This is a genomic window from Streptomyces sp. R-74717 (assembly GCF_047305335.1).
Taxonomy (GTDB): domain Bacteria; phylum Actinomycetota; class Actinomycetes; order Streptomycetales; family Streptomycetaceae; genus Streptomyces; species Streptomyces atratus.
This window is the reverse complement of the sequence record NZ_CP102361.1, coordinates 3,039,979-3,053,970: the sequence shown is the minus strand read 5'-3', so window position 1 is coordinate 3,053,970 and position 13,992 is coordinate 3,039,979. Positions and strand designations below refer to the sequence as shown.

At 69.5% G+C, this 13,992-nt stretch carries 9 protein-coding genes; 6 read left to right on the top strand and 3 right to left on the bottom strand.

The window, feature by feature from the left end:
* The first annotated feature begins 138 nt into the window (after positions 1–138).
* Positions 139–3,759: a chromosome segregation protein SMC gene (gene smc / locus NRF20_RS13600; RefSeq protein ID WP_413752633.1), complete on the top strand. Its 3,621-nt coding sequence runs from the start codon at positions 139–141 to the stop codon at positions 3,757–3,759.
* Between the two features lie 224 nt (positions 3,760–3,983).
* Positions 3,984–5,402 (top strand): sugar porter family MFS transporter, encoded by a 1,419-nt coding sequence (locus NRF20_RS13595; RefSeq protein WP_398630298.1) that lies wholly within the window; start codon positions 3,984–3,986, stop codon positions 5,400–5,402.
* 75 nt (positions 5,403–5,477) lie between these two features.
* Here NRF20_RS13595 and NRF20_RS13590 read toward each other — a convergent pair whose 3' ends face one another.
* Together NRF20_RS13590 and NRF20_RS13585 are read right to left on the bottom strand one after the other, a co-directional pair.
* On the bottom strand, positions 5,478–6,443 hold the full coding sequence (locus NRF20_RS13590; RefSeq protein WP_398630297.1) for an LLM class flavin-dependent oxidoreductase: 966 nt from the start codon (positions 6,441–6,443) through the stop codon (positions 5,478–5,480).
* Between the two features lie 58 nt (positions 6,444–6,501).
* Entirely contained in the window at positions 6,502–7,902 is a 1,401-nt protein-coding gene (locus NRF20_RS13585) for a purine-cytosine permease family protein (RefSeq protein ID WP_413752632.1), read from the bottom strand.
* 108 nt (positions 7,903–8,010) lie between these two features.
* On the opposite strand from NRF20_RS13585, the gene ftsY reads away from it, so the two are divergent.
* The gene (gene ftsY, locus NRF20_RS13580) at positions 8,011–9,222 is read left to right on the top strand and encodes a signal recognition particle-docking protein FtsY (RefSeq protein WP_413752631.1); all 1,212 of its coding nucleotides are present in this window, start codon (positions 8,011–8,013) and stop codon (positions 9,220–9,222) included.
* A 166-nt stretch (positions 9,223–9,388) separates the two neighbouring features.
* Here ftsY and NRF20_RS13575 read toward each other — a convergent pair whose 3' ends face one another.
* A complete protein-coding gene (locus NRF20_RS13575; RefSeq protein WP_398630294.1) occupies positions 9,389–10,048 on the bottom strand; it encodes a bifunctional DNA primase/polymerase in 660 nt (219 codons plus the stop codon).
* A 422-nt stretch (positions 10,049–10,470) separates the two neighbouring features.
* Here NRF20_RS13575 and NRF20_RS13570 point away from each other — a divergent pair, with 422 nt between their 5' ends.
* From NRF20_RS13570 to NRF20_RS13560, 3 genes are all read left to right on the top strand, one after another.
* Positions 10,471–11,946 (top strand): hypothetical protein, encoded by a 1,476-nt coding sequence (locus NRF20_RS13570; protein ID WP_398630293.1) that lies wholly within the window; start codon positions 10,471–10,473, stop codon positions 11,944–11,946.
* A gap of 343 nt (positions 11,947–12,289) precedes the next feature.
* Positions 12,290–13,648, top strand: coding sequence for an ammonium transporter (locus NRF20_RS13565; RefSeq protein WP_398630292.1), 1,359 nt, complete (start codon positions 12,290–12,292; stop codon positions 13,646–13,648).
* Entirely contained in the window at positions 13,645–13,983 is a 339-nt protein-coding gene (locus NRF20_RS13560; protein ID WP_093899110.1) for a P-II family nitrogen regulator, read from the top strand. Before NRF20_RS13565 ends, NRF20_RS13560 begins: the two co-directional genes overlap by 4 nt.
* The last annotated feature ends 9 nt before the right edge of the window (positions 13,984–13,992 follow it).

Here is a 13,992-nt window from a genome sequence, read left to right as displayed (position 1 = left end):
GGCGCTTCGGCGTCCCTTCTTTCTTTTCCGCTCGGACCTGTGCGGGACCCGCCCCGGATCTACACCCCTTCCCTTACGGTCTGATGTGCCCTGCACCTTCATCAGCGAAACCGAGAGTGAAAGGTAGAGTCCGGCGGCGTGCACCTCAAGGCCCTGACCCTGCGTGGTTTCAAATCGTTCGCCTCCGCCACGACGCTGCGGTTCGAACCCGGTATCACGTGCGTCGTCGGTCCCAATGGGTCGGGCAAGTCCAATGTGGTGGATGCGCTCTCCTGGGTCATGGGGGAGCAGGGTGCCAAATCCCTGCGCGGCGGCAAGATGGAAGACGTGATCTTCGCCGGCACCACCGGGCGGCCGCCGCTCGGGCGGGCGGAAGTATCGCTGACCATCGACAATTCCGACGGCGCACTGCCCATCGAGTACGCCGAAGTGACGATCACTCGGATCATGTTCCGCAATGGCGGCAGCGAATACCAGATCAATGGCGACACCTGCCGGCTCCTGGACATCCAGGAACTTCTCTCGGACTCCGGTATCGGCCGCGAGATGCATGTCATCGTCGGCCAGGGCCGGCTGGACTCCGTACTCCATGCCGATCCGATGGGGCGGCGCGCATTCATCGAGGAAGCCGCGGGCGTGCTCAAGCACCGCAAGCGGAAAGAGAAGGCGCTGCGGAAACTGGACGCGATGGGGGCCAATCTGGCCCGCGTCCAGGACCTGACCGACGAGCTGCGACGGCAGCTGAAACCTCTGGGCCGGCAGGCGGCCGTGGCGCGCCGGGCCGCCGTCATCCAGGCCGACCTGCGCGACGCCAGGCTGCGACTGCTCGCCGACGACCTGGTGCGGCTGCACACCGCGCTGCGCAGCGAGATCGCCGACGAAGCGGCGCTCAAGCAGCGCAGGGAGGCCGCGGAGGCGGAGCTCAAGTCCGCCCTGGCGCGCGAGGCGGAGCTGGAGGACGAGGTACGGCGGCTGGCGCCGCGGCTCCAGCGGGCCCAGCAGACCTGGTACGAGCTGTCGCAGCTGGCCGAGCGGGTGCGCGGCACGATCTCGCTGGCCGATGCCCGGGTGAAGAGCGCCGGCGCCGCCCCCGAGGAGGAGCGGCGCGGCACGGGATTCAGGGACCCTGAAAGCATGGAGCGCGAGGCCGCCCGGATCCGTGAGCAGGAGGCGGAGCTGGAGGCCGCGCTGGAGGCGGCGGAACACGCACTGGAGGACACCGCCGCCCACCGGGCCGAACTGGAAAGGGAGTTGGCGGCCGAGGAGGGCAGGCTCAAGGATGCCGCCCGCGCCATCGCGGACCGTCGAGAGGGGCTCGCCCGGCTGAACGGACAGGTCAACGCGGCCCGCAGCCGGGCCGGTTCGGCGCAGGCGGAGATCGACCGGCTCGCCGTCTCGCGCGACGAGGCGCAGGAGCGGGCGGTCGCAGCGCAGGAGGAGTACGAACAGCTCAAGGCCGAGGTCGAGGGCCTGGACGCGGGCGACGCGGAGCTGGGTGAGCGGCACGAGGCCGCCAAGCGGGAACTCGCGGAGGCGGAGGCGGCGCTCTCCGCGGCCCGGGAGGCCGCCACCGCCGCCGAACGGAAGCGGGCGGCGGTCGCGGCCCGCCATGAGGCACTTGCCCTCGGTCTGCGCCGCAAGGACGGCACCGGTGTGCTGCTCGGCGCGCGGGACCGCCTGACGGGCCTGCTCGGTCCGGCCGCCGAACTCCTGACGGTGGCGCCGGGGCACGAGGTGGCGGTGGCGGCGGCACTGGGCGCGGCGGCGGACGCGGTCGCCGTGACGGACCCGGCCACGGCAGCGGACGCGATCCGGCTGCTTCGCAAGCAGGACGCGGGGCGGGCGGCGCTGCTGATGGGCGGGGTGCGGGATGCGGTGCCTGATCAGGGTGGTGCCGGTGGGGTCGATGGTGCCTCTGGTGTCTATGGGGTCGATGCGGCCGGAGCGCCCGCCGGAGGTCCGACCGCAGTGGCCGACCTCGTCCGCGGGCCCGTCGAACTGGTGGGCGCCGTACGGAGGCTGGTGCGGGACATGGTGGTCGTCGGCACCCTGGAGGATGCCGAGGATCTCGTTGCCGTACACCCGCAATTGACGGCCGCGACCGCCGAGGGGGACATCCTCTCGGCCCACTTCGCGCACGGCGGTTCCGCCGGGGCGCCGAGCCTCCTCGAAGTGCAGGCATCGGTCGACGAGGCCGCCGCCCAGTTGGAGGAACTGGCTGTGCGGTGCGCGGAGTTGACCGAGGGTCAGCGGCTCGCGGGGGAGCGGCGCAGCGCGAGCGCCGGGCTGGTCGAGGAGTTGGGGGAGCGGCGTCGGGCCGCCGAGCGGGAGAAGTCCGGGGTGGCCCAGCAGCTCGGGCGGCTCGCGGGGCAGGCCCGTGGCGCCGCCGGCGAGGCCGAGCGGATGACCGCGTCCGCCGCCCGTGCCCAGGAGGCGCTGGAGCGGGCGACGGAGGAGGTCGAGGAACTGGCCGAGCGGCTGCTCGTCGCCGAGGAGATGCCGGTCGAGGAGGAGCCGGACACCTCCGTACGCGACCGGCTCGCCGCCGACGGTGCCAACGCCCGCCAGACCGAGATGGAGGCCCGCCTCCAGGTGCGTACCCATGAGGAGAGGGTCAAGGGGCTCGCGGGCCGCGCGGACTCCCTCGACCGGGGCGCCCGCGCCGAACGCGAGGCCCGTGCCCGCGCCGAGCAGCGCCGCGCCCGACTGCGGCACGAGGCGGCGGTGGCCTCCGCCGTCGCGTCCGGCGCCCGTCAGCTGCTGGCCCATGTCGAGGTGTCCGTCGTACGGGCCGAGCAGGAGCGGGTCGCGGCCGAGGCGGCGAAGGCGGAGCGGGAGCGGGAACTGGCGGCCGAGCGCAACCGGGGCCGCGAGCTCAAGAGCGAGCTGGACAAGCTCACCGACTCCGTCCACCGCGGCGAGGTGCTCGGTGCCGAGAAGCGGCTGCGGATAGAGCAGCTGGAGGCGAAGGCGCTGGAGGAGCTGGGCGTCGAGCCGGCCGGGCTGGCCGCCGAGTACGGCCCCGACCAGCTCGTACCGCCGTCACCGGCCGCCGAGGGCGAGGAGCTGCCGGAGGACCCGGAGCACCCGCGCAACCAGCCGAAGCCGTTCGTCAGGGCCGAGCAGGAGAAGCGGCTGAAGTCGGCCGAACGGGCGTATCAGCAACTCGGGAAGGTGAATCCGCTTGCCCTTGAGGAGTTCTCGGCGTTGGAGGAGCGGCACAAGTTCCTCTCCGAGCAGCTCGAAGACCTGAAGAAGACCCGGGCCGATCTGATACAGGTCATCAAGGAGGTCGACGAGCGGGTCGAGCAGGTGTTCACCGAGGCGTACCGGGATACGGCCCGTGAGTTCGAGGGCGTCTTCTCGCGGCTCTTCCCGGGCGGCGAGGGGCGGCTCATCCTGACCGACCCGGACAACATGCTCGCGACCGGTGTGGACGTCGAGGCCCGGCCGCCCGGCAAGAAGGTCAAGCGGCTCTCCCTGCTGTCCGGCGGGGAACGCTCGCTCACGGCGGTGGCGTTGCTGGTCTCGATCTTCAAGGCCAGGCCGAGTCCGTTCTATGTGATGGACGAGGTCGAGGCGGCGCTCGACGACACCAATCTGCAGCGGCTGATCCGGATCATGGAGGAGCTCCAGGAGAGCTCTCAGCTGATCGTGATCACGCACCAGAAGCGGACGATGGAGGTCGCCGACGCGCTGTACGGCGTCTCGATGCAGGGCGACGGCGTCTCCAAGGTCATCAGCCAGCGGCTGCGCTGAGCCTTTACCCAATCTTCAACACTTCAACGTACCTTTTGAGTGTTCCTGCGTAGTGTGCGCCGATCGCAAATCTTGACTTCGAAACTTGAAGACATACTCTCTGAAACGTCGTCTTTACGTTCAAGTGGTGGCGGTCATGAAGTTATGCGCCACTTGGAAGAGCTCGCTCCCCCACAAGAGCTCGCCCCCACACCTGACGACGCTGCCAGGCATCAGGAGTACATGTGACCAGCACATCGCAGGGACCGGCGTCCGGGGCCCGAGAGGCCCATCCGGACCACCTCGGCCATGTCATCTTCATCACGGCAGCCGCTGCGATGGGTGGCTTCCTGTTCGGCTACGACAGTTCCGTCATCAATGGCGCCGTCGAGGCGATCCGCAGCCGGTACGACATCGGCTCGGGAACGCTCGCCCAGGTCATCGCCATCGCCCTGATCGGCTGTGCGATCGGCGCGGCCACGGCGGGGCGCATCGCCGACCGCATCGGCCGAATCCGCTGCATGCAGATCGCCTCCGTGCTCTTCACCATCAGCGCCGTCGGTTCCGCGCTTCCGTTCGCGCTCTGGGACCTTGCGATGTGGCGCATCATCGGCGGCTTCGCCATCGGCATGGCGTCGGTGATCGGCCCGGCGTACATCGCCGAGGTCTCGCCGCCCGCCTACCGTGGCCGGCTCGGCTCCTTCCAGCAGGCGGCGATCGTCATCGGCATCGCCATCTCCCAGCTGGTCAACTACGGCATTCTGCAGCTCGCCGACGGAGATCAGCGCGGCAAGATCGGCGGCATCGAGGCCTGGCAGTGGATGCTCGGCGTGATGGTCGTCCCCGCCGTCCTGTACGGACTCCTGTCGTTCGCGATCCCCGAGTCGCCGCGGTTCCTGATCTCGGTCGGCAAGAAGGACCGGGCCCGGCAGATCCTCGAGGAGGTCGAAGGCAAGAACGTCGACCTCGACGCCCGGGTGGCCGAGATCGAGACCGCCATGCACCGTGAGCACAAGTCCAGGTTCAAGGACCTGCTCGGCGGCCGCTTCGGATTCCTGCCGATCGTCTGGGTCGGTATCGGCCTGTCGGTCTTCCAGCAACTCGTCGGCATCAACGTGGCGTTCTACTACTCGGCGACGCTGTGGCAGTCCGTCGGCATCGACCCCTCGGCCTCGTTCCTCTACTCGTTCACCACGTCGATCATCAACATCGTCGGTACCGTGATCGCGATGGTGCTGGTGGACCGGGTGGGCCGCAAGCCGCTCGCGCTGGTCGGCTCCACCGGTATGGCCATCGCCCTCGCCTTCGAGGCCTGGGCCTTCTCCGCCCACCTGGTCGACGGCAAACTGCCGCACACCCAGGGCATCGTGGCGCTCGTCGCGGCCCATGTGTTCGTGCTCTTCTTCGCCCTGTCGTGGGGTGTCGTGGTCTGGGTCTTCCTCGGCGAGATGTTCCCGAACAAGATCCGCGCCGCCGCGCTCGGCGTCGCCGCGTCCGCGCAGTGGATCGCCAACTGGGCGATCACCGCGAGCTTCCCGAGCCTGTCCGACTGGAACCTGTCGGGCACGTACATCATCTACGCATGCTTCGCCACGCTCTCGATCCCCTTCGTGCTCAAGTTCGTGAAGGAGACCAAGGGCAAGGCGTTGGAGGAGATGGGCTAATCCCCGCTGCCCCTCTCCTCGACCACGGAATGCCCCGGCCCGCACCTGCGCGCCGGGGTATTCCGGTGGCCCGGGTCAACGCGCGACCGCCTCGCAGAACAGCCGCAGGCTGCGCCACCCCTCCTCGACGGGCATCCCGCCGCACAGCGGATGCAGCACCAGGCTGTCCAGTTCCCCGGCCGCCCCGGCGCACTCGTCCGGCGTGATGACCCGGTAGACCCCCTCCTCCCGCAGCTCCGCCACCGTCGTCGCCGCCGAGCGCACGGCCGAGCGGATGTCCTTGGACTGCCAGGAGGTGTACGTACGAGCCTCGTGCAGGAAGTGCTCGCCGTACTCCGCCCAGGTCCGGTCCGGGTCCTCGGACACATGCAGCAACGGCGTCTCGGCGGACGGCATCATGCAGAAGCCGTCCGTCCCGAATTCCGCACGCTGCTCGTGGTAGTACGCCTCCAGTTCCGGCAGATGCGCGCTCGGGAAGAACGGCAGTCCGAGCCGGGCCGCCCGCCGCGCCGCCGCCCGTGAGCTGCCGCCCACCAGCAGCATCGGGTGCGGTTGGGTGTACGGGCGTGGCGTGATCCGGACCGCACGGCCCCGGTACGGGAACGGTTCCCCGGTCCACGCCTGCAACAACGTCTCCAGGAGCTCGTCCTGGAGGCGGCCGCGCCTGCCCCATTCGACACCCGCCTGTTCGTACTCCTCGGGCCGGTAGCCGATCCCCGCCACCGTGACCAGCCTGCCCGCGCTCAGCAGGTCCAGGACCGCGATGTCCTCGGCCAGCCGCAACGGGTCGTGCAGGGGGCCGATGATCGCCGAGACGGTGACCGCGATCCGGCGGGTGGCGCCGAAGACCGAACCCGCGAAGACGAAGGGGGAGGGCAGCCAGGAGTTGGCGGCGCCGTGATGCTCCTCGGTCTGTACGGTGTCGACGCCGTGCTCGTCGGCGTACGCGGCCATCTCCAGCGCGGCACGGTACCGGGCCGAGAGCGACTCGGGGGTGGCATCGGGATCGACGAGATTGAACCGGACCACTGTGAAGGCCATGACACTTGTCCCCTGCGTCGGGCGGACTCGGCGAGGCGGGACACTAGCTGACGAAGCGTCAGAAGTGTAGAGGTGCGACGCCTCCGGGCCGTTCCCGGCCGTCGGGACGCGGCAGGATCGCGTACAGCGCGGCGGACACGGCGATCGTGGCCGCCCAGCCCAGTCCGTGGCGCCCGATCCAGGTGGCGGCGAGCGGGCCGGAGAACCACTCCACGCCGGTGAAGAGCAGGCCCACCACCAGGCCCACGGTCCACGCGGTCACGGCGGTCACGGCGAACCCTCCTGTGTACCAGTAGGCGCTGGCCGGTGTGGTGTCCAGGAGTGCCGCGGGGTCGTACGTACGCCCCCGCAGCTGATCCACACCGAAGACGCCGATCCATGCCGAGAACGTCACCGCGAGCAGCGTCAGAAAAGATACGAAGGAATCCAGGAAACCCGCCGCCGTCATCATCAGCAACGAGCCCAGAAACAGACTGATGGCGGCATTCACCCCGACCGCCCACGCGCGGGGGATCATGAATCCCAGCGTCTGTGCGGTGAATCCGGCCGAATACATCGACATCGCATTGATCAGCACCATGCCGGCCACGGCGATCAGCAGATACGGCACCGAGAGCCAGTCCGGCAGCAGGGGGCCGATGAACGAGACCGGATCCTGGGTGACTGCCAGGCCCGGCGTGGTGACCGCCATCACGGAGCCCATCAGCACCATCGGCAGAAACACGATCCCGGCGCCGCTCACGGTCGCCACGATCATCGCGCGGCCGGACGCGGTGCGCGGCAGATAGCGGGCGAAGTCGGGACCGGTGGGAACCCAGCTGATCCCGCCGGCCGCCAGTGTGCCGACTCCGGCGATCATCATTGCCGTGGGCCCGGCGGGCCTGCCCAGGACGTCCCTCCATTCGGTCCGGCCGATGAGGTGGATCAGTACGAGGACGCTGAAGCCTCCGAAGAGATACGCCGACCAGATGCAGCACGCCCGCAGGGCGTGCACGCCCAGCCCCGACACCAGGAAGCTGCTCCCCACGAAGGCGATCAGGGTCGCCATGATCAGGGTGTTGTTGCTCTCGATGGAGAAGAGCAGATTCAGCACGGCGAGCAGGGCGTAGGTGCCGGTTACGGCGTTCACCGTCTCCCAGCCCCAGCGGGCGATCCAGATCAGCGCACCGGGCAGCAGGTTGCCGCGCTGGCCGAAGACTGCCCGGGAGAGTGCCATGCCGGGAGCCCCGCCCTGTTTGCCCGCGATCGAGACCAGGCCGACCAGTCCGAAACTGAAGACCGGCGCCGCGATCGCGACGGCCAGTACCTGCCAGAAGTTCAGCCCGTTGAAGACGACGAGCCGCGCACCCATGGTGAGCAGCAGCACGGTCAGGTTCGCGCCGGCCCAGGTGGGGAAGAGGGTCCGGACCCGCCCGGTGCGCTCGCTGTCGGGGACGGGTTCCAGGCCACGGGTCTCCACAGGCAGGATCGTACCTTTACCGCCAAAAGGTGCATAACACCCGAGGGGATGCGAGATGATCTTTCGGGGCGGCCCCCCGCGGCGGACGTGACTGATACTGGGTGGGTTATGGAATTCGTCATCCTTGCTGTAGTCATCGCCCTGGTCGCGGTCGGCGTGATCAGCGGGCTCGTGGTCAGCAGCCGCAAGAAGAAGCAGCTGCCCCCGGCACCGTCGAGCACGCCGACCATCACTCCTCCCGCCGAGCCCCATGTCGGCGAGGAAGCCGAGACGCCGCGCGAGGAACCGCGCCGCACCATCGAGGAGGTCGGTCCCCCTTCGGCCGAGGCTCCCGCCGAGGAAGCCCCCGGGGCTGTCGAGCCGGAGGTGCCCGCCGCCCCCGCCCTCGAGGTGCCCGAGCCCACCGCGGGCCGTCTGGTACGGCTGCGTGCCCGGCTCGCCCGCTCGCAGAACTCCCTCGGTAAGGGGCTGCTCACGCTCCTGTCCCGCGACAACCTCGATGAGGACACCTGGGAGGAGATCGAGGACACGCTCCTCACCGCCGACGTCGGTGTCGCACCCACCCAGGAACTGGTGGAGCGGCTCCGTGAACGCGTCCGCGTTCTCGGCACCCGTACCCCCGAAGGGCTGCGCTCGCTGCTGCGCGAGGAGCTCCTCACCCTGCTCGGCACCGACTTCGACCGTGCGGTCAAGACGGAGAGTGGTGTCGACACCCCAGGTGTCGTGATGGTCGTCGGCGTCAACGGAACCGGCAAGACCACCACCACCGGCAAGCTGGCGCGGGTGCTCGTCGCCGACGGCCGCAGCGTCGTGCTCGGCGCTGCCGACACCTTCCGGGCCGCCGCCGCCGACCAGCTCCAGACCTGGGGCGAGCGCGTCGGCGCCCGCACCGTGCGAGGGCCCGAGGGCGGCGACCCGGCGTCGATCGCCTTCGACGCGGTGAAGGAAGGGATCGCCGAGGGCGCCGATGTCGTCCTCATCGACACCGCGGGACGGCTGCACACCAAGACCGGGCTCATGGACGAGCTCGGCAAGGTCAAGCGCGTCGTCGAGAAGCACGGACCGCTCGACGAGATCCTGCTCGTCCTCGACGCCACGACCGGACAGAACGGTCTGGTGCAGGCCCGGGTGTTCGCCGAGGTCGTCGACATCACCGGCATCGTGCTGACCAAGCTGGACGGCACCGCCAAGGGTGGCATCGTCATCGCCGTCCAGCGTGAACTGGGCGTACCGGTGAAGCTGGTCGGTCTCGGCGAGGGACCGGACGATCTGGCTCCGTTCGAGCCGGAGGCGTTCGTGGACGCCCTGATCGGAGACTGACGCCTCGCGCGCCCGCAACAGAGCCCGACCGCATGAGGCAACTGCGGTCGGGCTCTTCGTCCTGTCGGGCTCTGCGCCCGGGACTACCGGGCTCTGTGTCTGAGAGCGGCCACCGATTGAGCAACCCCGACGGCGGGGACCCCACCTCCGCGAAAGCGGCAGCGGTTCAGCCGCAGAGGGGCGCGCGATGGCAGCTGTACGCCAGCGTGCCCAGCAGCAGCCGCGCCTGCGGCGGTGCGGCAGCCGTGTCCAGCACGGGCGGGCGCAGCCACCGGACCGGGCCCAGGCCGCCCTCGTCGGACGGCGGGGCGGTGATGTGGCAGCCGGGCCCCAGCGCCCGCAGGTCCAGACCCGCGTCGTCCCAGCCCATCCGGTACAGCAACTGCGGTAGCTCGGCGGCGGCACCCGGGGCCACGAAGAACTGAGCCCGCCCGGCCGGTGTCATCGCGACCGGGCCGAGTGGCAGCCCCATCCGCTCCATGCGGACGAGGGCCCGGCGCCCGGCCGCTTCGGCGACGTCGAGGATGTCGAAGGTGCGGCCCACCGGAAGCAGCATCGAGGCGCCCGGCACCTGGGCCCAGGCGTCCGCCGCCGTGTCGAGTGTGGCCCCTGCGGGGACCTCGCCGGCGAAGTCCAGTGGATGGGCGCCGGGGGAGGGGCACCGCGCCTCCCCGCACGAGCAGCGGCCGGCTGCGGCCCGCGCTCCCGGCGCGACGGCCCAGCCCCACAGCCCTGTGTACTCGGCCACTGCCGTGCACTCGGCCGCACGGCCGCGGCGCCGTGAGCCGGTACGCATCTCGCGGATGCCGCCGATCGTGAAGCCCATGCCCCCTCCAACGTGTCCGACTCGCCAGTGGTTACGACGCGGAGTCAAATCGTGATGCTCCGTCGTTGCCGGCGATCCGTGGCGCGCCGGTGCACTCGGAGTCCTGCGGCATGTTCCATGCGGCCCGTCGTGCGTCACTGCGCCCACTGCTGATCGCCGTCTGTCAAGTGAATCGCGCCCGACGGTGGTGGCGTTCATTCGAAGGGGTGGCGAATGGTGGCGTTTCTGTAATCGCCCTCACGGAGGCGGTGATCGTGGGATTACCGTCGGTACACGAACCATGGAAGTATGTGCGCCCATGGGTATGCCGGAGGCAACTCGATTTCCTGTTCGATCGTGCGCGACCTCCGTACGGGCAGCATTGGATCAGGGCAATCCGGTAGTGGTTCGCGCGACAGTATTCAGCGGATGGGGGCGTTCCAGTGAGTGGCAGCGGCGCAGGCGATACGAATGCCGGTAAGCGCCCCAACGGGCAATTGGGCTCATGGTTCGTGCGCAGCGGCTGGTCCAAGGGCGAGCTGGCGCGGCAGGTGAACCGCCGGGCGCGCCAGATGGGCGCTCACCACATCAGCACCGACACCTCCCGGGTGCGGCGCTGGCTCGACGGTGAACAGCCGCGCGAGCCGATCCCGCGCATCCTCTCCGAGCTCTTCTCGGAGCGCTTCGGCTCCGTCGTCGCCATCGAGGACCTCGGGCTGCGCGTGGCGCATCAGTCACCATCCGTGTCCGGTGTCGACCTGCCCTGGGCGGGCCCGCAGACCGTCGCCCTGCTCAGCGAGTTCTCCCGCAGCGATCTCATGCTCGCCCGCCGCGGATTTCTCGGCTCCTCGCTCGCGCTCGCCGCAGGACCCGCCCTGATCGAGCCCATGCAGCGCTGGCTGGTGCCCGTCGCCGCCACCGGGCCCGCACAGCCGGAGTCGGCCGTTGCGGCCCGCCGACCCTCCCGGCTCTCCAGCCCCGAGCTCGACCTGCTGGAGTCGACCACCGCGATGTTCCGCCAGTGGGATGCGCAGTGCGGCGGCGGGCTGCGTCGCAAGGCCGTCGTCGGCCAACTCCACGAGGTCACCGACCTGCTGCAGGAACCGCAGCCGGCAGCCACTGCCAAGCGGCTTTTCCGCTGCGCGGCCGAACTGGCGGAGCTGGCGGGCTGGATGAGCTACGACGTCGGCCTTCAGCCCACCGCTCAGAAGTACTTCGTCCTCGCGCTCCACGCCTCGAAAGAGGCCGGCGACAAACCGCTCGGTTCGTATGTTCTGTCCAGCATGAGCCGCCAGATGATCCACCTCGGACGGCCCGACGACGCCCTCGAACTGATCCATCTCGCGCAGTACGGCAGCCGGGACTGCGCCACTCCGCGCACCCAGGCCATGCTGTATGCGATGGAGGCTCGTGCGTACGCCAACATGGGCCAGCCCAGCAAGTGCAAACGAGCCGTCCGGATGGCCGAGGACACCTTCCTCGATGTCGGGATCGACGGTGAGCCCGAGCCCGACTGGATCCGCTTCTTCTCCGAGGCCGAGCTCAACGGCGAGAACTCCCACTCGTACCGCGACCTCGCCTATGTCGCGGGCCGCAGCCCCACGTACGCCACGCTCGCCGAACCCCTCATGGAGAAGGCCGTCCAGCTCTTCGGCGAGGACGACGAGCACCAGCGGTCGTACGCACTCAACCTGGTCGGCCTCGCCACCGTCCACCTTCTCCAGCGCGAGCCCGAGCAGTCCACGGTGCTGGCCGAGAAGGCGCTGCGCGTGGCCAAGAAGATCCGCTCCGAGCGCGTCAACACCCGGCTCCGCAAGACCGTCGACACCGCTGCCAGGGACTTCGGAGACATTCCCGAGGTCACCAGGCTCACCGATCTCCTCACCGAGCAGCTGCCCGAGACCGCAGAAGCGGTCTGAGCCGCACCCCAGGCCCCGGCCACGGCGACCACCCCGCACAGACCGACTTCGGCTCCCCCAATTGCCAGGTCAGCGGGTGGTCGGCGTGGCCGGTTCGTGTTGCCGTTCCCGTACGGGAGAGTCGTAACCGCACCGTATGCGGCCCCGGCCGCAGAGTAGGCCCGGCCCCGGATACGCCACGGCCGGTTCATGGTGACGTAACACACCGGACCTCTTCGTCACTGTCGCGAAACACCGTGCGGCATCGGCGGAAATCGTGCTGGGCGAATCTCATGGCGCATAACCGGCCCGCACCCCGCTCTTATCGCCCGCACGCGGCCGCACCGACGACGAGGAGACGCCGATGCCCCCAGGCATCACGACGCTAGCCGCAGACGCCCCGACGCTGTCTGCCGCCAACACCGGGTTCATGCTCATCTGCTCCGCCCTGGTGATGCTCATGACCCCGGGCCTGGCCTTCTTCTACGGAGGCATGGTCCGCGTCAAGAGCACCCTCAACATGCTGATGATGAGCTTCATCAGCCTCGGAATCGTCACGATCCTGTGGGTGCTCTACGGATTCAGCCTCGCCTTCGGCACCGACATCGGCTCCGTCATCGGCTGGAGCTCGGACTACGTCGGCCTCAGCGGGATCGGTATCACCCAGCTCTGGGACGGCTACACGATCCCCGTCTACGTCTTCGCCGTCTTCCAGCTGATGTTCGCCGTCATCACCCCCGCACTGATCAGCGGCGCCCTCGCCGACCGGGTCAAGTTCACCTCCTGGGCCCTGTTCATCACGCTCTGGGTCACCGTCGTCTACTTCCCCGTCGCCCACTGGGTCTGGGGCGCGGGCGGCTGGCTCTTCGAGCTCGGCGTCATCGACTTCGCCGGCGGTACGGCCGTCCACATCAACGCAGGTGCCGCGGCGCTCGGCGTGATCCTCGTCATCGGCAAGCGCGTCGGCTTCAAAAAGGACCCGATGCGGCCGCACAGCCTGCCGATCGTCATGCTCGGTGCCGGACTGCTCTGGTTCGGCTGGTTCGGCTTCAACGCCGGCTCGTGGCTCGGCAACGACGACGGCGTCGGCGCGGTCATGTTCGTCAACACCCAGGTCGCCACCGCTGCCGCGATGCTCGCCTGGCTCGGTTACGAGAAGCTCCGCCACGGCTCCTTCACCACCCTCGGTGCGGCCTCCGGCGCGGTAGCGGGCCTCGTCGCCATCACACCTTCCGGCGGCGCGGTCAGCCCGCTCGGCGCCATCGCGGTCGGCGCCATCGCCGGTGTCCTGTGCGCCATGGCCGTCGGCCTGAAGTACAGGTTCGGTTACGACGACTCCCTGGACGTCGTCGGCGTCCACCTCGTCGGCGGTGTCGCCGGTTCCCTCCTCGTCGGCTTCTTCGCCACCGGCGGTGTCCAGTCCGACGCCAAGGGCCTCTTCTACGGCGGCGGCCTCGACCAGCTCGGCAAGCAGGCCGTCGGTGTCTTCGCCGTCCTCGCGTACTCTCTGGTCGTCTCCGCGATCCTCGCCTTCCTCCTGGACAGGACGATCGGGATGCGGGTCGACGAGGACGACGAGATCTCCGGCATCGACCAGGTCGAACACGCCGAGACCGCGTACGACTTCAGCGGAGCGGGCGGCGGCGCGGCCCTGCGCACCACGGCCTCCGCACCGGCACCGGGCACGACGGCAGCACCGCAGACGAAGAAGGTGGACGCATGAAGCTCATCACCGCAGTCGTGAAGCCACACCGGCTCGACGAGATCAAGGAGGCCCTCCAGGCCTTCGGCATCCAGGGCCTCACGGTCACGGAGGCCAGCGGTTACGGGCGCCAGCGCGGCCACACCGAGGTCTACCGGGGCGCCGAGTACACCGTCGACCTCGTCCCCAAGATCCGTATCGAGGTCCTCGTCGAGGACGAGGACTCCGAACAGCTCATCGACGTTGTCGTGAAGGCAGCCCGAACCGGCAAGATCGGAGACGGCAAGGTCTGGAGCGTGCCGGTCGACACCGCGATTCGGGTACGAACGGGCGAACGCGGCCCGGACGCACTCTGACCCACGGTC

Coding starts and splice junctions, on each gene's coding strand:
- NRF20_RS13590 (WP_398630297.1), bottom strand. CDS start 6,443: ATGGCCTTCACAGTGGTCCGGTTCAATCTCGTCGATCCCGATGCCACC.
- ftsY (WP_413752631.1), top strand. CDS start 8,011: ATGGAATTCGTCATCCTTGCTGTAGTCATCGCCCTGGTCGCGGTCGGC.
- NRF20_RS13575 (WP_398630294.1), bottom strand. CDS start 10,048: ATGGGCTTCACGATCGGCGGCATCCGCGAGATGCGTACCGGCTCACGG.
- NRF20_RS13565 (WP_398630292.1), top strand. CDS start 12,290: ATGCCCCCAGGCATCACGACGCTAGCCGCAGACGCCCCGACGCTGTCT.
- NRF20_RS13560 (WP_093899110.1), top strand. CDS start 13,645: ATGAAGCTCATCACCGCAGTCGTGAAGCCACACCGGCTCGACGAGATC.